General features: G+C 69.7%; 21 protein-coding genes. 13 read left to right on the top strand and 8 right to left on the bottom strand.

The window, feature by feature from the left end; genetic code table 11:
- Positions 1-3 precede the first annotated feature (3 nt).
- Both cobT and ACFHPP_RS08515 read left to right on the top strand, forming a co-directional pair.
- Positions 4-1,872 (top strand): cobaltochelatase subunit CobT, encoded by a 1,869-nt coding sequence (gene cobT, locus ACFHPP_RS08520; RefSeq protein ID WP_437162836.1) that lies wholly within the window; start codon positions 4-6, stop codon positions 1,870-1,872.
- Positions 1,873-1,910: 38 nt separating this feature from the next.
- Positions 1,911-2,813 (top strand): esterase-like activity of phytase family protein, encoded by a 903-nt coding sequence (locus tag ACFHPP_RS08515; RefSeq protein ID WP_437162835.1) that lies wholly within the window; start codon positions 1,911-1,913, stop codon positions 2,811-2,813.
- Here ACFHPP_RS08515 and ACFHPP_RS08510 read toward each other — a convergent pair whose 3' ends face one another.
- The 4 genes from ACFHPP_RS08510 to ACFHPP_RS08495 form a co-directional block, all read right to left on the bottom strand.
- The gene (locus ACFHPP_RS08510) at positions 2,814-3,620 is read right to left on the bottom strand and encodes a sensor histidine kinase (protein ID WP_437162834.1); all 807 of its coding nucleotides are present in this window, start codon (positions 3,618-3,620) and stop codon (positions 2,814-2,816) included.
- A gap of 59 nt (positions 3,621-3,679) precedes the next feature.
- A complete protein-coding gene (gene rpmB / locus ACFHPP_RS08505) occupies positions 3,680-3,976 on the bottom strand; it encodes a 50S ribosomal protein L28 (RefSeq protein ID WP_430669628.1) in 297 nt (98 codons plus the stop codon).
- A 136-nt stretch (positions 3,977-4,112) separates the two neighbouring features.
- A complete protein-coding gene (locus ACFHPP_RS08500) occupies positions 4,113-4,382 on the bottom strand; it encodes a hypothetical protein (protein WP_437162833.1) in 270 nt (89 codons plus the stop codon).
- An 11-nt stretch (positions 4,383-4,393) separates the two neighbouring features.
- The gene (locus ACFHPP_RS08495) at positions 4,394-6,271 is read right to left on the bottom strand and encodes an ABCB family ABC transporter ATP-binding protein/permease (RefSeq protein ID WP_437162832.1); all 1,878 of its coding nucleotides are present in this window, start codon (positions 6,269-6,271) and stop codon (positions 4,394-4,396) included.
- A 137-nt stretch (positions 6,272-6,408) separates the two neighbouring features.
- Here ACFHPP_RS08495 and ACFHPP_RS08490 point away from each other — a divergent pair, with 137 nt between their 5' ends.
- A complete protein-coding gene (locus ACFHPP_RS08490) occupies positions 6,409-7,287 on the top strand; it encodes a DUF4743 domain-containing protein (RefSeq protein WP_437162831.1) in 879 nt (292 codons plus the stop codon).
- Here ACFHPP_RS08490 and ACFHPP_RS08485 read toward each other — a convergent pair.
- Complete coding sequence (locus ACFHPP_RS08485; protein WP_437162830.1) at positions 7,275-7,712, bottom strand: Rrf2 family transcriptional regulator; 438 nt, start codon at positions 7,710-7,712, stop codon at positions 7,275-7,277. The genes ACFHPP_RS08490 and ACFHPP_RS08485 overlap by 13 nt on opposite strands.
- 86 nt (positions 7,713-7,798) lie before the next feature.
- On the opposite strand from ACFHPP_RS08485, the gene ACFHPP_RS08480 reads away from it, so the two are divergent.
- Positions 7,799-8,275 (top strand): MmcB family DNA repair protein, encoded by a 477-nt coding sequence (locus ACFHPP_RS08480; RefSeq protein ID WP_437162829.1) that lies wholly within the window; start codon positions 7,799-7,801, stop codon positions 8,273-8,275.
- Positions 8,276-8,379: 104 nt separating this feature from the next.
- Here ACFHPP_RS08480 and rfaE1 read toward each other — a convergent pair whose 3' ends face one another.
- On the bottom strand, positions 8,380-9,870 hold the full coding sequence (gene rfaE1 / locus ACFHPP_RS08475; RefSeq protein ID WP_437162998.1) for a D-glycero-beta-D-manno-heptose-7-phosphate kinase: 1,491 nt from the start codon (positions 9,868-9,870) through the stop codon (positions 8,380-8,382).
- A 93-nt stretch (positions 9,871-9,963) separates the two neighbouring features.
- A complete protein-coding gene (locus tag ACFHPP_RS08470; protein ID WP_437162997.1) occupies positions 9,964-10,692 on the bottom strand; it encodes a metallophosphoesterase in 729 nt (242 codons plus the stop codon).
- A 62-nt stretch (positions 10,693-10,754) separates the two neighbouring features.
- Here ACFHPP_RS08470 and ACFHPP_RS08465 point away from each other — a divergent pair, with 62 nt between their 5' ends.
- The 9 genes from ACFHPP_RS08465 to ACFHPP_RS08425 all read left to right on the top strand — a co-directional run bounded on the left by ACFHPP_RS08465 (position 10,755) and on the right by ACFHPP_RS08425 (position 19,335).
- Entirely contained in the window at positions 10,755-11,906 is a 1,152-nt protein-coding gene (locus tag ACFHPP_RS08465; RefSeq protein ID WP_437162828.1) for a hypothetical protein, read from the top strand.
- The gene (locus ACFHPP_RS08460) at positions 11,903-13,060 is read left to right on the top strand and encodes a hypothetical protein (RefSeq protein WP_437162827.1); all 1,158 of its coding nucleotides are present in this window, start codon (positions 11,903-11,905) and stop codon (positions 13,058-13,060) included. The genes ACFHPP_RS08465 and ACFHPP_RS08460 overlap by 4 nt, the downstream gene beginning before the upstream one ends.
- 40 nt (positions 13,061-13,100) lie before the next feature.
- The gene (locus ACFHPP_RS08455; protein WP_437162826.1) at positions 13,101-14,426 is read left to right on the top strand and encodes a family 1 glycosylhydrolase; all 1,326 of its coding nucleotides are present in this window, start codon (positions 13,101-13,103) and stop codon (positions 14,424-14,426) included.
- Between the two features lie 9 nt (positions 14,427-14,435).
- Complete coding sequence (locus tag ACFHPP_RS08450; RefSeq protein WP_437162825.1) at positions 14,436-15,071, top strand: histidine phosphatase family protein; 636 nt, start codon at positions 14,436-14,438, stop codon at positions 15,069-15,071.
- Positions 15,072-15,165: 94 nt separating this feature from the next.
- Entirely contained in the window at positions 15,166-15,852 is a 687-nt protein-coding gene (locus ACFHPP_RS08445; protein WP_437162824.1) for a lipid-binding SYLF domain-containing protein, read from the top strand.
- Between the two features lie 116 nt (positions 15,853-15,968).
- Positions 15,969-16,925: a glycosyltransferase family 2 protein gene (locus ACFHPP_RS08440; protein ID WP_437162823.1), complete on the top strand. Its 957-nt coding sequence runs from the start codon at positions 15,969-15,971 to the stop codon at positions 16,923-16,925.
- 71 nt (positions 16,926-16,996) lie between these two features.
- Complete coding sequence (locus ACFHPP_RS08435; protein ID WP_437162822.1) at positions 16,997-17,344, top strand: Hpt domain-containing protein; 348 nt, start codon at positions 16,997-16,999, stop codon at positions 17,342-17,344.
- A 6-nt stretch (positions 17,345-17,350) separates the two neighbouring features.
- Positions 17,351-18,847 carry a sigma 54-interacting transcriptional regulator gene (locus tag ACFHPP_RS08430; RefSeq protein ID WP_437162821.1) on the top strand — a complete coding sequence of 499 codons (1,497 nt, stop codon included), beginning with the start codon at positions 17,351-17,353 and terminating at the stop codon, positions 18,845-18,847.
- Between the two features lie 110 nt (positions 18,848-18,957).
- A complete protein-coding gene (locus tag ACFHPP_RS08425) occupies positions 18,958-19,335 on the top strand; it encodes a hypothetical protein (protein ID WP_437162820.1) in 378 nt (125 codons plus the stop codon).
- Positions 19,336-19,344: 9 nt separating this feature from the next.
- On the opposite strand, the gene ACFHPP_RS08420 is transcribed toward ACFHPP_RS08425, so the two are convergent.
- Entirely contained in the window at positions 19,345-19,863 is a 519-nt protein-coding gene (locus ACFHPP_RS08420; protein ID WP_437162819.1) for an N-acetyltransferase family protein, read from the bottom strand.
- Positions 19,864-19,914: the final 51 nt, after the last annotated feature.

Here is a 19,914-nt window from a genome sequence, read left to right as displayed (position 1 = left end):
AGCGTGTCGAACCCGAAGGACCAGACGCGGCAGGAGGAGTTCAAGCGCGCGACGGCCGGCGCCGTGCGCGCCATCGCGCGCCAGCCGGAAGTGCAGGTGGCCTACCAGCCCGGTCCCTCGGGCCTGGCGGGCAAGCGTGCGCGGCTGCCGCTGCCGACCCGGGCCTTGCCGCCTTCCGAGATGGCGAAGCTGCGCGGCGCGGCCGATGCCATCGCGCTGAAGCTGCGCCACCACGACGAAGGCGTGCACGCCAACCGCATTCCCGCCCGGCGTGAAGCTCGTGAAGTGTTCGACGCGCTGGAGGATGTGCGGGTCGAGGTTATCGGCAGCCAGCACATGTCGGGCGTCGCCGCCAACCTGCGAGCCCGCCTGTCCGACCAGTGCGAGTCCGAGGGCTACGACCGGATGACGCGGAAGGACCAGCTGCCGCTGGCCGCCGCACTTGGCCTGCTGGCCCGCGAGAAGCTGTCCGGCGAACCGGCACCGGCGGCGGCGCAGCGCATCCTGGAGATGTGGCGCGACACGATCGGCGAATCGGCCGAACAGGCGCTGGCCGAGATGGCCGACCGCAGCGCGGACCAGGACGCCTTTGGCCGTGCGGCCCGCAAGCTGCTGGCGGCGCTGGACCTGGCCGAGGCGGAGGTCGAGACCGAGGCCGAGCAGGACGAGGAAGAAGGCGAGGGCGGCGAGACCTCCTCGCAGCAGGACCAGTCCGGCGAGGGCGAATCCCAGGCCCAGGACACCGAGAGCATGCTCGGCGCGCAGCCCGAGACCATGCAGGGCGACGCCGCCGAGGACGAGACGCAGGAAGGCGAGGAGGACGGCACCGCGGCTGAGGGCGATGACCGGCCCGGCGGGCCGCAGCAGCGGAAGGAGGTGGCGCCGACCGACGACGCCTCCGTCTACCGCGCCTTCAACCGCAGCTTCGACGAGGTGGTGGAGGCCGACGACCTCTGCGACGCCGACGAACTGGCACGGCTGCGCCAGCAACTGGACCAGCAGCTTTCGCATCTGCAGGGCGTGGTCTCCAAGCTGGCCAACCGCCTGCAACGGCGCCTGATGGCGCAGCAGCAGCGCGCCTGGGAGTTCGACCTGGAGGAAGGGCTGCTGGACGTGGCGCGGCTGGCGCGCGTCATCGTCAACCCGATGCAGTCGCTGTCCTACAAGCGGGAGCGCGAGGCGGATTTCCGCGACACCGTGGTGACCCTGCTGATCGACAATTCGGGCTCGATGCGCGGCCGGCCGATCACGGTCGCCGCCATGTGCTGCGACATCCTGGCGCGCACGCTGGAACGCTGCGCGGTGAAGACCGAGATCCTGGGCTTCACCACGCGCGCCTGGAAGGGCGGGCAATCCCGCGAGCGTTGGGTGCAGGAAGGCAAGCCGCGCAATCCGGGGCGGCTCAACGACCTGCGGCACGTGATCTACAAATCCGCCGACGCGCCCTGGCGGCGGGCGCGGAAGAACCTCGGGCTGATGCTGCGCGAGGGGCTGCTGAAGGAGAACATCGACGGGGAGGCGCTGGAGTGGGCGTACAAGCGCCTGCTGACGCGGACCGAGCATCGGCGCATCCTGATGGTGATCTCGGATGGTGCCCCGGTTGATGACAGCACGCTGAGCGTGAACCCCGGCAATTACCTGGAACGCCACCTGCGCAAGGTGATCGGCGAGATCGAGGGTCGCGAGGCGGTGGAACTGATCGCCATCGGCATCGGCCATGACGTCACCCGCTACTACCGCCGCGCCGTCACCATCGTGGATGCCGAGGAGCTGGGCGGCACCATGATGAAGAAGCTGGCCGAGCTGTTCGACGAGGATGCGGCGATGGCCTGGCAGCGGGCGGCGTCCGAGCGCGCACCGCTGGTCGCCTGATCCGCCGCCGCGTTCTGCTGGGTGCGGCGCTCGCCGCATTGCCGGCCTGCGTCGCGGCGGAGGGTCCCGGCCTGGCGCGGGCACTCGACCTGTCCGCCTTTCCGGCGAATGGGCGGATGCGGGCGCTGGGTGGGTTCGTGCTGAACACCGGCGTCCTCGGCTTCGGCGGGTTGTCCGGGCTTCACCTGGCGCCGGACCTGACGCTGACCGCCATCAGCGACCGCACCCGCTTCGCGGAGATGCGCCTGGACCTGGCCGAGGACCTGCGGCCGCTGAGGCTTTCGCTGCTGCGTACGGGCTGGCTCGGCGATGGCACGGGCCGGCCGCTGCGGCCGGGCTACACCGGGGATGCCGAGGCGCTGGCGAGGCTGCCGGACGGCACCTGGCTGGTGGGCTTCGAGCGCTGGCATCGGATCAGGGCCTACGCCGAATTGGACGGGCCGGGCCGGCATGTGCCCGCGCCGCCGGGAATCGAGCGCTCACCGGCCAATGGATCCCTGGAATCCCTGGCGGTCCTGGCGGATGGACGCTGGCTGGTGCTGTCGGAGGGGCTGGCGTTCCGCGACGGGCGCGCGGGCTGGATCGGCGGGCCGGAGGGTTGGCTGGATCTGGGCTACCAGCCGGCCCTGGGGCATGTGCCTGTGGATGCGGCTGGCCTGCCCGATGGCGGGGCCCTGGTCCTGGAACGGAGCTTCAGCGTCTTCGGTGGCTTTGCCTCCCGCGTGGTGCTGCTTTCGGCGGCGGATCTGGCGGAGCCTGCCGCAGGCCAGGTCCTGCAGGGTGAGGAGCTGCTGCGGCTGGCCGTGCCGCTGCCCGTCGATAACTTCGAGGGAATTGCCGTGCTACGCCATGCGGGCCGGCTGCTGGTCGCACTGGTTTCGGATGACAACGAAAGCCTGTGGCAATCGACCATCCTGCTGCTGTTCGAGCTGCGACCCTGATCAGTCCGGTTGCAGCATCCTTGCGCGAGGCAGGGTAAGCCAGGCACGGGCGCCGATGCCCGGGGCGCTTTCGATGCGGATGTCCCCGCCATGCGCCACCGCCAGGGAGCGGGCCAGTGTCAGCCCGACGTCGAGGCCGCGGGTGCCGTTGGCGATGCCGATGGGACGGTCCTCGGCCGGGCTGGCGGCGGCGGTGACGAAATCCTGCGCCGGCAGCCCATCCCCTTCATCCTCTACCACGATGGCCACGTTCTCGAGCCCCAGTTCCAGGCGAACCGCCACCACGTCGCCGTCCAGGCTGTGCTGCGCGGCGCGTCGCAGCAGGGCGGCCAGGGCCCCCTCCAGGGCGCGGCTATCGGCGCGGACCCGCATGGGGCGAAGGTCGGGGTCGATCTTCCAGTGTCGCAAGCCGGGGCGAAGCTGGACCGCGACCAGGGTCACGGCCGCATCGATCACCGGCCCCAGCAGCATCGGCGCCTCGTGCAGGGTCCGCCGGGACGGTTCGCTGGCGAGGTGGGCCATGTCGTCGGAAAGGCGGAGCAGATGAAGCGCCATCTGGCCGAGCGCGTTCTCGCCGGGCCGGTCGGCCGCTGCCGAGGCCTGCGCCATCAGCATCAGCGAGGGGCCGCGAAGTTCCTGTGATGCCAGGGAAAGGCTGCGCGCACGGGTGGCGGCAACCTGCTGGGTGGTCGCCAGAAGGCGACGACAGCGGCGAAGTTCGCCGCCCGCCCAGGCTGCGACGACCGTGGGCGCGGCGACGATAACGGCGAGGGCACCAAGGCTGGCTTCGGTCCACATGGGAGGCATGGTGGCATGCCGCCCGTTGCAGGCCGGTTAACGCGGCCCCGGAGGGCCGCGTCGCAGCGTCAGGCCGCGGCCTTCTTGTCCCGCGCGCGCATCAGGCGGCGCTTCAGGACCATCGCTTCCTGCGGCAGGCGCCGGTCCGGCGTGCCGAGCAGGAAGGAGTCGAGCCCGCCATTGTGCTCGACCGTGCGGATGCCGTTCACCGACAGGCGCATCCGGACCGGCGTGCCGAGGATGTCGGAGAAGAACGACGTCTCCTGCATGTTGGGCAGGAAGCGACGGCGGGTCTTGTTGTTGGCGTGGCTGACGTTGTTACCCGTCAGCACGCCCTTGCCGGTGATACCGCAGCGGCGGGCCATGACTCATCAATCCCGAAAAGCACACGCGCGGGTCCTGGGCCGAATGGTCCAGGCAGCCGCGCGCGGAGGTGGTCCGGAGCAGGCGCGTATCGCGGATCAGGCCGCGGGCGTCAAGCCCGGCTCAGGGGTTTCCGGCTCAGGGGTTTGCGGATTGTTCATCGGCTGCCGTGCGCCGCATCTCGTCCAGTTCGCCGGCTTCGACGGAGGCCAGTGCACTGCGCAGCACGCCAGCCACGCCGCGGTCGTCCATGTTGCGGGACAGCATGCCCAGAGACCCGCCGAGCAGGGCGGAGGCGATGGAGATCGGCTGGATGCCCTGCTCGAGCATGTACTCGATGGCCTTGTCCACCACGGAACCGGCGTGGCTGAGATCTTCCGGGGCCTCGCCCTGGGGGTCGAACTGCATAGGCGGCCTCCTCAATGCTGCGGGAGATAGGCAGTCGGGGCGCCCATGGGAACCCCGTCGGGGGTCTCCGCCGCCAACTCGGCGGCCGCCTGGGCGGCGGCGGCGGCTTCCGCGGCGGCCACCGCCTCGGACTGCCGGCGCCACATGGCGGCGTAGAGGCCGTCGGCCGCGATCAGGGTGGCATGCGGCCCGCGTTCGGCGACATGGCCGTCCTGCAGCACCAGGATCTCGTCCGCATCCACCACGGTGGACAGGCGATGGGCGATGACCAGGGTGGTGCGGCCGCGCGCGGCGTCGCGCAGCGCCGCCTGGATGTCCTGTTCGGTGCGGGTGTCCAGCGCGCTGGTCGCCTCGTCCAGGATGACGATGCGCGGATTCTTCAGGAGGGTGCGGGCGATGGCGACGCGCTGCTTTTCCCCGCCCGAGAGCTTCAGGCCGCGCTCGCCCACCCTGGTGTCGTAGCCATCCGGCAGGCGCAGGACGAAGTCGTGTACCTGCGCGGCGCGGGCGGCGGCCTCCACCTGCTCCTGCGTGGCGCCGGGGCGGCCATAGGCGATGTTGTAGCGGATGGTGTCGTTGAACAGCACCGTATCCTGCGGCACGACGCCGATGGCGGCGCGCACGCTGTCCTGCTGCACCGCGCGGATGTCCTGGCCATCGATCAGCACGCGGCCGCCGGTGGCGTCGTAGAAGCGGAACAGCAGGCGGCTGATGGTGGATTTGCCGGCACCGGTGGGGCCGACGATGGCAAGCGTCCGGCCGGGCGGCACGGTGAAGCTGACACCCTTCAGGATCTCGCGGTCCGGCCGATAGCCGAAGCGGACATCCTCGAAGCGGATCTCGCCCTGGGTTGCGGACAGCGGCTGCGCGCCGGGGGCGTCGGCCACCTCCCGATCCTCCCGCATCAGGGTGAACATGGCCTCCATGTCCACCAGGCCCTGCTTGATCTCGCGATACGCAAAGCCGAGGAAATTCAGCGGCTGGAACAGCTGGATCATGTAGGTGTTGACCAGCACGAAGTCGCCGACCGTCATGCCGCCAGGGGTTCCGGCACCCTGGGAGACACGGCTGGCCGCCATCATCATCACCACCGTCAGGCCGATGGCGATGACGGTCTGCTGGCCGAAGTTCAGGCCGTTGAGGCTGACCTCGGAGCGGACATAGGCGCGTTCGTAGCGTTCCAGGCTGGCGTCGTAGCGACGCGCCTCATGCGCCTCATTGCCGAAATACTTCACCGTCTCGTAGTTCAGGATGCTGTCCACCGCACGGGTGTTGGCTTCGGTGTCGGTGTCGTTCATGGCCCTGCGGAAGCGCAGCCGCCATTCGGTGAACATCAGGGTGAAGGCGATGTAGATGCCGACCGTCACCAGCACGACGAAGGTGAAGCTGAAGTCGAACATGCCCCACAGGATCAGCGAGACCAGCAGGATCTCGAAGATCGTCGGCACGATGTTGAACAGCAGGAAGTCCAGCACGAAGGTGATGCCGCGGGAGCCGCGTTCCAGAACGCGGGACAGGCCGCCGGTCTGGCGATCAAGGTGGAAGCGCAGCGACAGGGCGTGCAGGTGGTTGAAGACCTGCAGGGCCACGCGCCGGGTGGCGCGGCCCTGCACCTTCACGAAGATGGCGTCCCGCGCCTCGTTGAAGGCGCTGCTGGTCAGGCGCAGCAGGCCATAGGCCAGCACCAGCGCGATCGGGATCGCGGCGATGGTGCCCGCCGGCCCGGCCTGCGGTGCCAGCGCGTCGACGGCGCGGGCGAAGGCGATGGGCACCAGCACATTGGCGGCCTTGGCGAAGACCAGCAGGACCAGGCTTGCGACGACGCGGAAGCGCAGGCCCGGCTCGCCTTCCGGCCAAAGGTAGGGGGCGAGGGTCAGGAGCGTTCGCATGTGACTGCGCTCGCCTGGCATCTTGTTCTGCACGGGAAGCTCCGGGGTCCTGTTGACGTGAAGGTGGGGCCTTAGGTGCCCGGCGCAAACAGCGGGCAGGGCTTTCGTGCCATGCGCCCGGCGCGCTACAGGGCGGCATGGATGCGTTCAACCCACAGGATTTGAGCCGCTTCGAGCGCCATGTCGCGGCCTGCAACAACATCTCCTCCCCCGGGCATCTGATCGGCTTCCGGATCGGAGAGGAGCAGGTCGGTTGGATCGGCCTGGAGCTGGCGCGGGCCCTGGCCTTCTACCCGCGGGACTTCCATTTCGATGCGCGGGGCGTCGCCATGGCCAGCAGGCTGCGGGCGCCCGGGTCGCGCAGCGAGGCGCTGGCCGTCGCCGTGAAGGGGCTCGCCGGTCGCGGCCACATGACGCTGCGGCAGGAGGCCTTCGATGTCCGCGCCACGCCGGATGGCCCGGTGCTGGCGCAGATGGACCGGGGAGCGATGCCGGCCTTCGGCATCATCAGCCAGGGCGTGCATGTGAACGGCATCGTGCGCCGCCCGGATGGCCTGCACCTGTGGGTGGGCTGGCGGTCGCCGCACAAGGCGGTGTCGCCGGGGCAGTTGGACAACGTGGTGGGCGGCGGCATCCCGGCGGGCCTGTCACCGGGCGAGACCCTGGTCAAGGAGGCGGCGGAGGAGGCTTCCATCCCGCCGGAGATTTCAGGCCAGGCGCGGCCGGTCGGACGCGTGTCCTATGTGATGGCATCGCCAGAGGGCCTGCGCCGGGACGTGCTGCACTGCTATGACCTGGAGCTGCCGCAGGACTTCGTGCCGCGGCCGCATGACGACGAGGTCGAGCGGTTCGAGCTGTGGCCGGCGGCGCGCCTGGTGGAGGAGGTGGCGCTGCGCGACCGGGTCAAGTTCAACGTGAACCTGGTGCTGATCGACTTCTTCCTGCGGCACGGCCTGATTGATGCCCGTGGCCCGGAGGCGGAGGCGCTCCGCGCCGGGCTCGATCAGGTGGCCTGAGCTTCCGCCGGCGCGACCAGTTGTTCCCGCAGGTTGGCGAGCGTGACCTGCGCCAGGTCGGCCTCCATGGCCGCCTCCGCCGAATCGAAGGCCTGTCGCAGCAGGGCAGGGATGGGCCCGGCGGGGCCGGTCTCGGTGCGCGTGGTGCCGCGATGGACGGGCAGCAGCGGCAGGCCCTTGCGGCGCATCGCCTGCCAGATCTGGCCCAGGGTGATGTCCTCCGGCGCCTTCGCCAGCTCCGCGCCGCCAGGACCACGGCGAATGCGGATGAGGCCCGCGCGGGCCAATTGGCCGGCGAGCCGGCGGATGACGACAGGATTGGTGCCGACGCTTTCGGCGAGGCGCCCACTCGTCAGCTGCCCACCTGGCGCGGTGGCCAGGAGAAGCAGGATATGCACGGCAACGGCGAAGCGCGTGGCGACCATAAATGCCTACACGCATGGCAACGGCTTTGGTTCCTTGAATAGCAAAGCTGCTTGACCAAGAAGTGAACGCATGGTGAACATGGGGCGTGATTGCTCCAGCGCTCTCAGCCGCCGAACGTACCCTCTCCGTCTGCCGTGCCGCGGCGCGGTTCTGCGCGCAGCGCGGCTGGGCGCCGGTGCGGGAGATGCCGCTGCCGAACGGGCGGCGGGCCGATATCCTGGCGCTGCAGCCCGATGGGGCCTTCGCGGTGGTCGAGGTCAAGTCCTGCGCGCGCGACTTCCTCAGCGACGGCAAGTGGCCTGAATATCGGGACTTCTGCGACCGGCTGTATTTCGCGGTGGATCTGGATTTCCCGGTGGCACTGCTGCCGGAGGAGGTGGGGCTCCTGGTGACGGAGGGGCCGGATGCCAGCCTGGTCCGCGACGCCCCGGCACATCCGCTTGCACCGGCCCGTCGGCGTGCCCTGCTGCAACGCTATGCGGTGGTGGCCGCTGGGCGGCTGGCGGCGTTGCAGGACCCGGCGGGGCAGGCGGAAATAAGAGCCGCGTTGCGGGTCGAGTGAGCCAGAGCATTTTCAAGTCAGGCGGATACGCCTGACGGCTCGGAAAATGCGCCAAATCAACAGCTAGGGCCGTTTCCCCTGTGCATGGCGCAGGTGAAACGGCCCTAGCTGCGGATGCGGGCGACGGTGGCCGTGGTGCTTTGCCCAGGCAGCAGGGCGGCGAGGCGGACCTGGCCGTTCCATTCGGTGACGAGGTCGGCGCCCACCACCTTGTCCACCGTGTAGTCCGCGCCCTTCACCAGCACTTCCGGGCGCAGGACACGCAAAAGTTCGAGGGGGGTATCCTCCTCGAACACCGTCACCAGGTCGACGGAGGCGAGCGAGGCGAGCACCGCGGCGCGGGCGGCGTCACCCTGGATCGGCCGCGCCTCCCCCTTCAGGCGCTTGACGCTGGAATCTGTGTTGAGGCCGACCACCAGGCGGTCGCACCAGGACCGCGCCTGTTCCAGCAGGTGGACATGGCCCGGATGCAGCAGGTCGAAGCAGCCATTCGTGAAGCCGACCCGCCAGCCCCGGCGGCGCCAGCGTTCCACCTGTTCGATCGCCTGGGCACGCGAGACCACCTTCCGCAGGGCGCCACGCTCCGGCGTCAGGGCCTCCAGCAGGTCACTCTCACGCGCCACGGCGGTGCCGATCTTGCCGACGACGATGCCGGCCGCGATGTTGGACAGGCGCGCGGCAACCGGCGTGGCGAGGCCCGCGGCGATGCCGGCGGCGACCACCGCAACCACCGTGTCCCCGGCGCCGGAGACATCGTGGACTTCGGGTGCCTCCGCCGGGAAATGGCGTACCTGGTCGGCCTCGACCAGCGTCATCCCGTCCTCGCTGCGGGTCACCAGCACCGCGCCGAAATTGTGGTCGGCCCGCAGGCGCTGCGCGGCGGCCACCAGCGCTGCCTCCGTATCCACCGGCATTCCCGTGGCCAGTTTCAGTTCGGCACGATTGGGGGTGATGAGGTCCGCGCCGGCGTAGCGGGCGTAGTCGATACCCTTCGGGTCAACGATCACGCGGCGGCCGGCGTTGCGGGCGGAGGTGATCAGCCGCTGCGCGGTATCGCCGGAGAGCACGCCCTTGTTGTAGTCGGACAGCACCATGACGGTGGTGGCGGCGACAGCGTCGGCAGCGATGCGAACCAGGCGTTCGGCCAGGCGGGGATGGATCGGACCGGCCATCTCGTGGTCGGCACGCATCAGTTGCTGCCCGGCGGCGATGAAACGGGTCTTCGTGGTGGTGGCGCGGCCACCCTGGACCAGTAGCCAGGGTTCGACATTTGGCTGGCCACCGATCAGGCCGGTCAGGTCGCTGCCCGCCTGGTCGTCCCCGACGACGGAGACGAAGGCGACGGCGGCACCCAAGGCCGTCAGGTTGCGCACCACGTTGCCGGCACCGCCCGGCATGGCCACCTCCCGCTCGACCGCGAGCACGGCAACCGGCGCTTCGGGGCTGACACGCTCGACCTGTCCATACACGTAGCGGTCCAGCATCGCGTCACCAACGACGAGGATGCTGGCGCGCTTCAGCAGGCGCACCGCCTCGGTCAGTTCCCCGACCGGGATTTCTGGCGTGGGCAGGTCGGCGGGCGCTGGGCCTTGCATCGCCATGGCGTAGCGCAACAGCGGGATCAGGCGCAAGGCGCGGGCGTGACCGGACATATCGAACGTACAATCACGTGTACGAATCGGGTGGGGTCAACCGAACAGGAATCGAATCCCGGCCCCCTCCAGCACGCCGCAGGTCAGCCTGCCGCCGTACACGGCGCCGGTGTCGAGGCCGATGCGATGCCGCAGCACCTCGGGCGCCTCGGCGGGGGTGTGGCCATGCACGACCACGGCTGGAAGCGGGCGCGGCCAGGACAGGAATGGCTCACGGATCCAGAGCAGGTCCGCCTCCACCTGGTCGGCCAGGGGTCGCCCGGGCCGGATGCCGGCATGGGCGAACAGGTAGCCGCCCGCGAGGAAGCTGGTGCGGCAGTCGCGGAGCCACGCGAGGTGGGACGAGGAGACCTTCTGCCAGCTGTCCGGGTCGCTGGCGGATGCGCCGTAGCTGTCCAGCGTGGCCGATCCGCCATTGGCAAGCCATAGCGCGACGGCATCGGCCGGCGCGCCAGGCGCCAGCGCGTCCAGCATCATGCGGTCGTGGTTGCCCATCAGGTTGATGGCGGGCAGGCCGCGCAACGGCTGTCGGAGCATGTCGAGTACCGCCGCGCTGTCGGGACCACGGTCGACATGGTCGCCAAGGTGCAGGACCAGGGGCGCGGCAACGGGGTGGGCAGCAAGGTCCTCCAGGATCTGCTCGTGCAGGGCCGCCAGGCGATCGGCGCAGCCATGCGTGTCGCCGATCGCATAGATGCGGTGCCCCGGCGGCAGCGAGGCCGGCGCCGTAGCGGGAGCCGGGCTCCTTAACGATTTGGAATGCATCACGGGCGGACCTTCGGGGAATGGGTGGCGCCGACGCCATGCCATGTTGATGGTCCCACAGGATGGTTGAAGCCCCTACCGCCCGGCAACCAGCTCCGGCCGACGCGCCGCCTTCGCTGCTGTTCATCATGCGCAGCGCGCTTCGCCAGCCTGCGGGACGCGTGGTCCTGCGGGTGCCGGTGACGGTGCCGCACCGCCGGCGCGTCGCCCGCGCCCTTCTGCAGGAGGGGGCGCTGGCGGCCGGCGGTGTGGTGCTGGAGGGGCCGGACGAGGATCTGCTGCTGATCGGTGCGGAGGCGACACGGGCGGAGCGGATGCGCGGCCTGCTCGACCGGATGCTTGGAACCACCGCGACGCTGGTTCTGTCGCTGGAACGGGATGCGGAGGCGTTGCTGGCCTATGCGGGCTCGGCGCCCGGCCTGTCCCTGACCAGGGGTGCAGGTTCCGCGCCCACATTGGCGGGGCTGGATGCGTGGCTGCGGGCGCTACCCCTGGCCGGCGTCCTACGCCGGCAGATCGGCATGGGCTTCACCCCGGCTGACGGCAGGGCGCGGCCGGCCTTCCTGCGCCTGGTGGTGGATCGCGGCGCGCTGAGCGGCAGGCTGGGCCCGCTCGGGACGGATGCGGATGTGCTGGAGCATGGTTGCCGTGTCCTCGCGGGGCGCCTGTTGCAGGCGATCGGCGATCCGGCGCAGGGGCGGGCGCTGATCGGGCCGAACCTGCCGGGTCCGTTGCATCTTGCGGTGCCGCCGGCGCCCTCGGTCGGACGTGCCGCATCCGGGCCGGGCGGCGGCGGGATGCTGGTGGCGACCCTGGGGCTGGAAGCGGCGGCCCATCCCGACCGGCTGCTGGCGCTGCGGGTAGGCCTGGCCGCACAGGGCTGGTCGCTCGAGATCGAAGGGATCGGCGCTGCGGCGCTGCGACTTCTGAAACCGGAAATGCTGCCGGCCGACTGGCTCCGTCTGACGTGGTCGCCTGCCTTGGCAACGCCCCAGGCGATGGACGCCCTGGCGCGGGTCGACCCGGCCCGGCTGATCCTGGCCGGTGTCGAGGACGAGGCGGCCCTGGCCTGGGGTCTTCGCATCGGCTTGCGACTGATGGAGGGTCGCGCGGCCGAGGCGGCTTCGGTACCGCTTCGACCGCCGACGCCAATGGGTCTGGCCGGGACGGTGGCCCGGCCGCATCCAGCCCTGCTGCCGCGGCCGGCCGCGTGAGCCGGGCCGAGGGCGAGCAGGACCGGCGTCACGGCGGCATCCGCGCGGCCGCCGATCTGGCCGGGTTGGTGCGGGAGTGTGTCGCGGCCAATGCGGTGCGGGAGGTTCTGCACCTCCGCCTTTCGAAACTTGGTCCGGCCCTTCAGCGACCGCACCACCAAAGGCTGCTGCGGGATGCGCTGGATCCGGTGCTGGCGGCAGCCCGGACGCGGGTGTTCGACCTGCCGAACGGCGATGTCGTCGCCGTCTCCGCACCCCCCGGCCTGGCCCTTGAGACAGCGCGCCTGGCGCTTCTGCAGACCCTCGACAGCGCGACCGCGGACCTGGTGCAGGCCTTGCGGCTTCCCACAGGCGCGGCGCTGCTGCTGGCGGTGACAGCGGAGAGCCTGGGCATGGACCCGGCTGCCGAACCGGCGGGCGAGGCCGCCCGTCATGCGCCGCTCGGCAGCTTCGACCTGGACACCGCCGAGCGGGCCTTGGCCCAGGCGGATCTGGAGGCGATGACGCTGGCGCAGGGCGTCTGCCGCCTGGATCCGGCCGGAGAGCCGGTGGAGCCGCTGTGGGAGGATCGGCGCATCGTCTGGCCAATCCTGGCGCAGGCGATCCTGCCGGGCATCGGCCTGGAGGATGCCGCGCCGCTCCAGCGCCGCCTGGCGCGCCTGGTGGAGTTGCGGATGCTGGCGGATATCGGCAGGCCGGCCGCGGCACTTGGGTGGCGGCCCGTCGGGCTTCCGGTGGTGCCGGCGACCCTGGCGAGCCCGGGCTTCCTTCGCTTCGACGAGGCGCTGCCGGCCGGCCGACGCCGCGACATCGTCCTCGCCTTCCGCCCCGCCGATATTCTGGCCGACCCGGCGGGCTTCGCGGAGGCGCGCGATCAGGCGCGGCGGCGCGGCTACCGGCTGGCGCTGGACGATTCGCCGGTGGAGGTTCTGGCGATGCTGCCGGCGGATCGGCTGGACCTGGATTTCGTCAGGCTGCGCTGGGTGGCGGGTTTGGCCGCGGGCGATGCGGAGGGGCTGGCCGAGCTGCTCTCGCGGCCGGATCAGGTCATCCTGACAGGTGTCGATCGTCCGGCGGCGATCGCCTGGGGGTGGGAGGCGGGAATCCGCTGCTTCCAGGGACCGTTGGTCGAGCGCCGGCACCGGATCGGCTGAGGCCCGCGTAACCGGATCGCGCCTGCCGCGTTTGCCTCGCATGAACACGGCTCCCGCCTTCCTCTTCGCCACGGGGATCGAGAACAGCATCCCACGCATCAAGGGCGGCCGTGTCCGTGTGGACGAAATGGCCCGGTGCGGCCATTACGAACGGTGGCAGGAGGATTTCGGCCTGGTGCAGGAACTGGGCCTGTCCTTCCTGCGCTACGGCCCGCCACTGCACACCACGCTGATCGGTGCGGGGCGTCATGACTGGGACTTCGCCGATGCGACGTTCGGTGACCTGTACAGGCGCGACATCGTGCCGATCGTCGACCTGTGCCATTTCGGTGTGCCGGACTGGGTAGGTGACTTCCAGAACCCGGATTTTCCGAAGCTGTTCGGCGCCTATGCCGGCGCCTTCGCGCGACGCTACCCGTGGGTGCAGCTCTATACGCCGGTCAACGAGATGTACATCTGCGCGCTGTTCTCGGCGCGCTACGGCTGGTGGAACGAGGAACTGCGGACCGACCATGGTTTCGTCACCGCCCTCAAGCACATCGTGGCGGCCAATGTCCTGGCGATGCGCGAAATCCTGGCCGTGCGCAAGGACGCGATCTTCATCCAGAGCGAAAGCACCGAATACTTCCATGCCGAGACGCCCGCCGCGATCGGGCCGGCGGAACTGCGCAACCAGGAGCGGTTCCTGTCCCTCGACCTGAACTATGGGCGGCGGGTGGACAGCGGCATGTACGAGTACCTGATGGACAACGGGATGACGCGGCAGGAATACCATTTCTTCCTGTCCCACGGCCCGCTGAAGCGTCACTGCATCATGGGCAACGACTACTACTGGACCAATGAGCACCTGGTGGAGGCGGATGGCACGACCAGGGCGTCCGGCGAGGTCTTCGGCTATGCGGTCCTGACCCACCAGTACCACCAGCGCTATGCCCTGCCGGTGATGCACACCGAGACCAACATCCGGGACGATGGCGACGGTGCGGCGGAACGCTGGCTGTGGAAGCAGTGGGCGAATGTGCTGCGGGTCCGCAACGACGGCGTGCCGGTGGTGGGGTTCACCTGGTACTCTCTGACCGACCAGGTCGACTGGGATACCGCGCTGCGGGAGGAGAACGGCCGGGTGGACGCCGTCGGGCTTTATGACCTGGACCGGCGGATCCGACCGGTCGGGCGCGCCTTCAAGCGGCTGGTCGAGCAGTGGCGGGACGTGCTGCCGGCACAGTCGCTGTGCCTCCAGGTGCCGGTGGTCATGCCGAGCGCCCACAACATCGATGGGCTGCCGGAGGCGTATTGGGCGCATCAGGCAGCGCGGCGCCCGCGAGTGCGCGGCGGCACCCTTCCGGAGACCGGTCGATCCAGCTAGACCGGGCGCGTGCAGATCACCCGTTTTTTCCTCGTCCGCCACGCGCTGGTCGAGCCTTCGGCCCGAGCCGTCGTCTATGGCAGCATGGATGTCGCGCTCTGCGACCTTGCGCTGCGGCAGGAGGCGGCAAGCTATCGCTGGCTCGCGGCGCGTCTGCCCGAAGGCGCCCGGTGGGTGGTGACACCGCTTTCGCGGACCCGCGCGACGGCCGCGGCCATCTTCGCCGCGGGCCATGCGGCGGCGCCGCTGGAGGTCGAGGCGGACTTGGCGGAACAGCATCTCGGGGAATGGCAGGGCCTCTCGCATGAGCGCTTCGCCACCATGCTCCGCCATCCTCCGCACCCGTTCTGGCCTCATGCGGCGGAGGAGAAGCCGCCAGGTGGTGAAGCGTTTGCGGACGTCGTTGCGCGCGTGACAGCTACGCTTGAGAGGCTGGTCGATGAAACGCCGGGGCGCGACATCGTCATCGTGGCGCATGGCGGCTCGATCCGCGCCGCCGTTGCCCAGGCCATGGGGCTCACACCGCATCAGGCGCTGATCTTCTCGATCAGGAACCTCTCCCTCACCCGTATCGAGCGACATGGTTCGGATTGGCGGGTGGCAGCCGTCAACGAGGAGCCCTTCACCCTTCCGGTCGCCGGCTGATCGCACGATACCGTAGCGATTGCAGCTTCCACTTGGACACCCGAGTCGCAGACCTGTAGTGTGTGGCCCGTCATAGGGTTGTGGGGGCCTTTTCATGTTCCGTGCGATGATTTTCGCCGTGCTGCTGCCAGTATTTGGCCTGCTCGGCGTCCCGGCGGCCCGGGCGCAGCAGGAAGAACAGGCGCTGGTGGACCGCGCAACGCTCGCGGTGCAGGAACTGATGTCCACGGGGGAGCGCACCGAAGACGCACTCGGCTTCCTGCGGCGCGCGCGTGCCGTGATGGTCTGCCCGCGCGTCTTCAGGGCCGGCTTCATACTGGGTGGGGAGGGCGGTTCCTGCGTTCTCGTGGGGCGTGATGGCGCCGGGTCCTGGTCCTCTCCGGCCTTCTACGGCCTGGGTTCCGGTAGCGTCGGCCTGCAGATCGGCGTGCAGGATGCGATGGTGGCCATGATGATCATGACCGATCGGGGCCTGCAGGCGGTGATGGACAGCCAGTTCAAGATCGGCGCCGACGCCTCCCTCGCGCTGGCGACCATCGGTGGCGGCATCCAGGGCAGCACCACGGCGGCTGCCGGGCCTGACATCGTGGCAATTGCCAAGTCGCGTGGCCTTTTTGCCGGAATTTCGCTCTCGGGTTCGGTGCTCAGCTACCGCCCCGAATCCGCCGGCAGCTACTACGGCCGCCAGTATTCGGCGCGGCAGATCGTCGTGGCGATGGAGGCGCACAACCCCGGTTCCGATCCGCTGCGTGCGATGCTGCTGCGCTTCGGCGCCCGCTGATCCGGCAGGGCCTGGGCGGGATGAGCCGTAGGACTCGCAGAATGCAACGCCTATTGCCGGTACGCGGCATGCAGGGGCAGGCAGCCCGGAATTGACCGGCATGCCCGTTGCAGATCGTGAGGCTATCCGTGTTCGCTCCGCCCCGGCTCAGTGTCGTGATTCCTGCCAGGAATGCCCTGCGTTGGCTGCCGGGTGCCCTTGCCTCCCTCGGGGCGTCGCAGCGGCTCGAGATCCTGGTGATCGATGACGGGTCTGAAGACGGCACGGCGAGCTACCTGCGAGCGATCGCGGCGACCGATGTGCGGATCCGCCCGCTTTCGACTTCGGGCACCGGCCCGGCCGCGGCGCGAAATGCCGGCCTGGCCGCGGCGCAGGCACCCCTGATCGCCTTCCTGGATGCGGATGATCGCTGGCGGCAGGGAAAGGCGGCAGCGCAGATGGAACTCCATCGGCTCCATCCCGAACTCGGCTTCTCCTTCACCGATTACCGCCGCTTCGCCGAAGACGGCACGGAACTGGCGACCGGCTTTGGCCGCACGAGCCAGTTCGCCCCCTGGCAGGCGATCCGTCGGGAGGCCTTCGTGATGCACGGCGACGCGCAGGCGGCCATCTACGCCGAGCCGGTGGTGGCGACTTCCACCGTCATGGCGCGCACTGCATTGCTGCGTGCCGTCGGCGGATTCAATCAGCAGTTGCACCGCGCCGAGGACTGGGATCTTTGGCTGCACCTGGCGGCCTGCGCACCGGTCGGCTGTCTTCCCAAGGCGCTGACGGACCGGCTGGTGCGCGCACTGAATCCGGAGGGGCCGGAGGCCCTGGCGCGCCGGGTCGCGCGGCGGCGGGTGGCGGAAGCCTACGCGCCATCGGTGGCGCGCGTCGACGAGGAAGCCCTGCTGGCCTGCCGGACCAGCCATCTGGCGCTGGAGGCCGACGCGGCCGCGTTGGCCGGCTGCCGGACGCAGGCGGCCTGGCTGCGGCTTTCGGCCTTCGCCCAGCAGCCGAGCCGGGAACTCGCGCGGTCCGCAGCCCAGGATCTGTTCGGGATCCGCGGGGCAACCCCGCGTGAGGGTTGAGGCGGACCGATCGCATCGCTCAGGATGCCTCCGGCGTTGACCTGCGAGCAGCGCAATGCGAGAGGTGAAACGTGAGCGCAATAGATCCCGAAATCGCTGGACAGCTGGCTTCGGACCTGCCGCGAGACGATTTCGTTCGTATCGTCCGGACTTTCGAGGATGATCTGGGCCGGTTGGCCCGGCACCTGGAGGAAGCAGTCGCCGGTGGCGACGAGGATGGCTATCGGCGTGCCGCGCACAGCCTGGCCGGCGCCTCGGCAGCCGTTGGCGCCAAGCGGCTGGAACAGGTCGCGCGCATCGCGATGGATCATCGCAGCACGGCCGACCCAAGGGCGCTGGCGGTGCAGGTCCGGCATGAGGCGGCAGCGGCGCTGTCCGAGCTTGCAGCCCTGGCAGCGAATCCGCCCGGTCACGGCTAGGCACCCATGGTCACGGCGGTCGCGAGGATCCTGATCGTCGAGGACACGCCGACGCAGGCCGAGGTGGCGCGCAGCCTGTTGCGCGACCTGGGATACGACCTGCGGATTGCCGAGACAGGAACGGCAGCCCTGGAACATGCGCGGGACTGGCGGCCGGACGTCATCCTCATGGACCTTGAGCTGCCGGATTTTTCCGGCTTCGAGGTGATGCGCCGGCTGCGGGCCGAGGGGCTGGAAGCGGCGGTGGTCGTCGTCACGGCGCATGGCAGCGTGAACCATGCGGTGGAGGCGATGCGGGAAGGCGCCGTCGACTTCATCATCAAGCCCTTCGCCAAGACCCGGCTGACGGTGACCCTGCAGAACGCCTTGGAAAAGCGCGCGCTGGCGACGGAACTGCGCGAGGTGAAGGCGCAGTTGAAACGGGACCGCTTCTTCGGCTTCCTGGGCGGCTCTCCAGCGATGCAGGCCGTCTACCGGACCATCGAGAGCGTCGCCGCCAGCAAGGCCAACGTGTTTATCACCGGCGAAAGCGGCACCGGCAAGGAACTGGCTGCCGAGGCGGTGCACCGGGCCAGCCCGCGCCGCGCAGGGCCGTTCCTGGCACTGAATTGCGGCGCGATCCCGCGCGACCTCCTGGAATCCGAGCTGTTCGGGCATGTGAAGGGCGCCTTCACCGGCGCGACCGAAAACCGGATGGGCGCCGCCAGGCTGGCCGATGGCGGGACCCTTTTCCTGGACGAGATCGGCGAATTGCCGCTTGAGATGCAGGTGAAGCTGCTGCGCTTTGTGCAGACGGGGATGCTGCAGCCGGTCGGCGCTTCGCGGCCCGAGAAGGTGGATGTGCGCATCGTGTCCGCGACAAACCGCGACCCCTGGGCCGAAGTTGAGGCCGGACGGTTCCGGGAGGATCTTTACTACAGGCTGTATGTCGTGCCGCTTGAGATGCCGCCACTGCGCGAACGGGGTGAGGACGTGCTGCTGCTGGCGCGACACTTCCTGGCTGCCTTCGCGCGCGAGGAAGGCAAGCGCCTGCGGTCCTTCGCCCGGGACGCCGAGCAGGCACTGGCAGGCTATGCTTGGCCGGGAAATGTCCGGCAGTTGCAGAACGTGCTGCGCAACGTGGTGGTCCTGCATGATGGAGAGCAGGTGCAGCAGGCCATGCTGCCGCCCACGCTGCTGCGCGGTCTCGGCGAACGGGTGGCCGCCGCCGCGCATTTGGTGCCACCGCGGGCTTCCCCTGACCCAGCCCGGCCCGACCTTCCATCCGAGCCCGATGTGATGAGCTCGGCGGCGGCTTCCGTGAACCCTGCACCCGAGCCGGTGGCCGCCATCGCGCCTCCGGCGGAGACGTTTCAGCCACTGGCCGAGGTCGAGCGCCGCCACATCCTTGCTGCACTGGATCAGACGGCCCAGGACGTTCCACGTGCCGCATCGTTGCTCGGAATCAACCCCTCGACCATTTACCGCAAGCTCCAGGCTTGGCGGGCCGAGGAAACTTCCTGAGCCCGGCCATCTTCCGCCACAATGGCGGGCCGGCGGCGTCCCCCGGGAAGCCCGCCACCACGGCACGCCTTGAACACCGCGACACGCGACGACAGGAGCCCTGGATGGAGATGATGCAGACCCTGGCGGATCACTCCATCCGCCGCGCACTCAGCTTTGCAGGGTTGGGCGTTGCAACCCTGATGCTTGCGCTGTCCTACGACCCGGTGCTGTCGTTGCGGACGGGCGGGAACCTGCTCGGCCTGGTCTGCCTGATCCTGCTGCTCGCGGCCTGGCGGGCGCCGCGGCGCAACATGCGGCGCAGCGAGCTGTGGTCGCTGATGCTCGAGCACGCTGCCGCCCTGGCGCAGAGTCTATCGGCCCCCGAGGCCCAGAAAATGATGTCTGCAACGCTGCGCGCCCGCCTGGTATGGCACGCCGACGCGGTTGGGATTGCGGCACTGGTGCTGTGGGCCGTCTCGCTGGGTCTTGGGCTGGTCCTGGACTAGGCGCCAGCGTCAGGGCGGCGCCGTGCGGTCACCGTCGCCGAGCGCACGCTGCATGAACACCACATCCACCCAGCGGCCGAACTTCAGGCCTGCCGCCTTCAGCACGCCGGCCTGCCGGAAGCCGAGCGAGACATGCAGGCCGATGGAGCCGACATTTTCGGAATCCCCGATGACCGCCAGCATCTGGCGGAACTCGCAGGCCGTTGCGCGCTCCAGGAGCACCTCGACCAGCGCCTTCCCCACGCCCTGTCCGCGCACGTCGTCGCGGACATAGATCGCGTTTTCCGCGCAGTACCGGTAGGCGGAGCGATCGCGGAACTGGTTGAAATAGGCGTAGCCGAGGACGACTCCCTCGGCCTCCGCCACCAGCCAGGACCAGCCCGCATCCTGGACGCGGGCGATGCGTGCGGCCATTTCGGCGTGTTCTGGTGGCGTTTCCTCGAAGGTGCCGGTCCCGACCCGCACATGATGGGCGTAGATGGCCGTGATGGCGGCAAGATCATCGGCGGTCGCGTCACGGATCAACATCTGGCACCCGATCCCGGCAGCGGCGAAGGCGGAGCGTTAGGCTGCTGTGAG

The sequence above is a fragment of the Falsiroseomonas sp. E2-1-a20 genome, assembly GCF_051433195.1.
Lineage (GTDB): Bacteria > Pseudomonadota > Alphaproteobacteria > Acetobacterales > Acetobacteraceae > Falsiroseomonas.
This window is presented reverse-complemented; position numbering and strand designations above follow the sequence as displayed.

Excerpts from the sequence above, each read along its gene's own strand:
- ACFHPP_RS08455 (WP_437162826.1), top strand. The coding sequence starts at position 13,101 with ATGAACACGGCTCCCGCCTTCCTCTTCGCCACGGGGATCGAGAACAGC.
- ACFHPP_RS08425 (WP_437162820.1), top strand. The coding sequence starts at position 18,958 with ATGATGCAGACCCTGGCGGATCACTCCATCCGCCGCGCACTCAGCTTT.
- ACFHPP_RS08470 (WP_437162997.1), bottom strand. The coding sequence starts at position 10,692 with ATGCATTCCAAATCGTTAAGGAGCCCGGCTCCCGCTACGGCGCCGGCC.
- ACFHPP_RS08430 (WP_437162821.1), top strand. The coding sequence starts at position 17,351 with ATGGTCACGGCGGTCGCGAGGATCCTGATCGTCGAGGACACGCCGACG.
- ACFHPP_RS08485 (WP_437162830.1), bottom strand. The coding sequence starts at position 7,712 with ATGGTCGCCACGCGCTTCGCCGTTGCCGTGCATATCCTGCTTCTCCTG.
- ACFHPP_RS08495 (WP_437162832.1), bottom strand. The coding sequence starts at position 6,271 with ATGCGAACGCTCCTGACCCTCGCCCCCTACCTTTGGCCGGAAGGCGAG.
- ACFHPP_RS08510 (WP_437162834.1), bottom strand. The coding sequence starts at position 3,620 with ATGCCTCCCATGTGGACCGAAGCCAGCCTTGGTGCCCTCGCCGTTATC.
- ACFHPP_RS08420 (WP_437162819.1), bottom strand. The coding sequence starts at position 19,863 with ATGTTGATCCGTGACGCGACCGCCGATGATCTTGCCGCCATCACGGCC.
- ACFHPP_RS08445 (WP_437162824.1), top strand. The coding sequence starts at position 15,166 with ATGTTCCGTGCGATGATTTTCGCCGTGCTGCTGCCAGTATTTGGCCTG.
- ACFHPP_RS08465 (WP_437162828.1), top strand. The coding sequence starts at position 10,755 with ATGGTTGAAGCCCCTACCGCCCGGCAACCAGCTCCGGCCGACGCGCCG.
- rpmB (WP_430669628.1), bottom strand. The coding sequence starts at position 3,976 with ATGGCCCGCCGCTGCGGTATCACCGGCAAGGGCGTGCTGACGGGTAAC.
- ACFHPP_RS08490 (WP_437162831.1), top strand. The coding sequence starts at position 6,409 with ATGGATGCGTTCAACCCACAGGATTTGAGCCGCTTCGAGCGCCATGTC.
- ACFHPP_RS08500 (WP_437162833.1), bottom strand. The coding sequence starts at position 4,382 with ATGCAGTTCGACCCCCAGGGCGAGGCCCCGGAAGATCTCAGCCACGCC.
- rfaE1 (WP_437162998.1), bottom strand. The coding sequence starts at position 9,870 with ATGCAAGGCCCAGCGCCCGCCGACCTGCCCACGCCAGAAATCCCGGTC.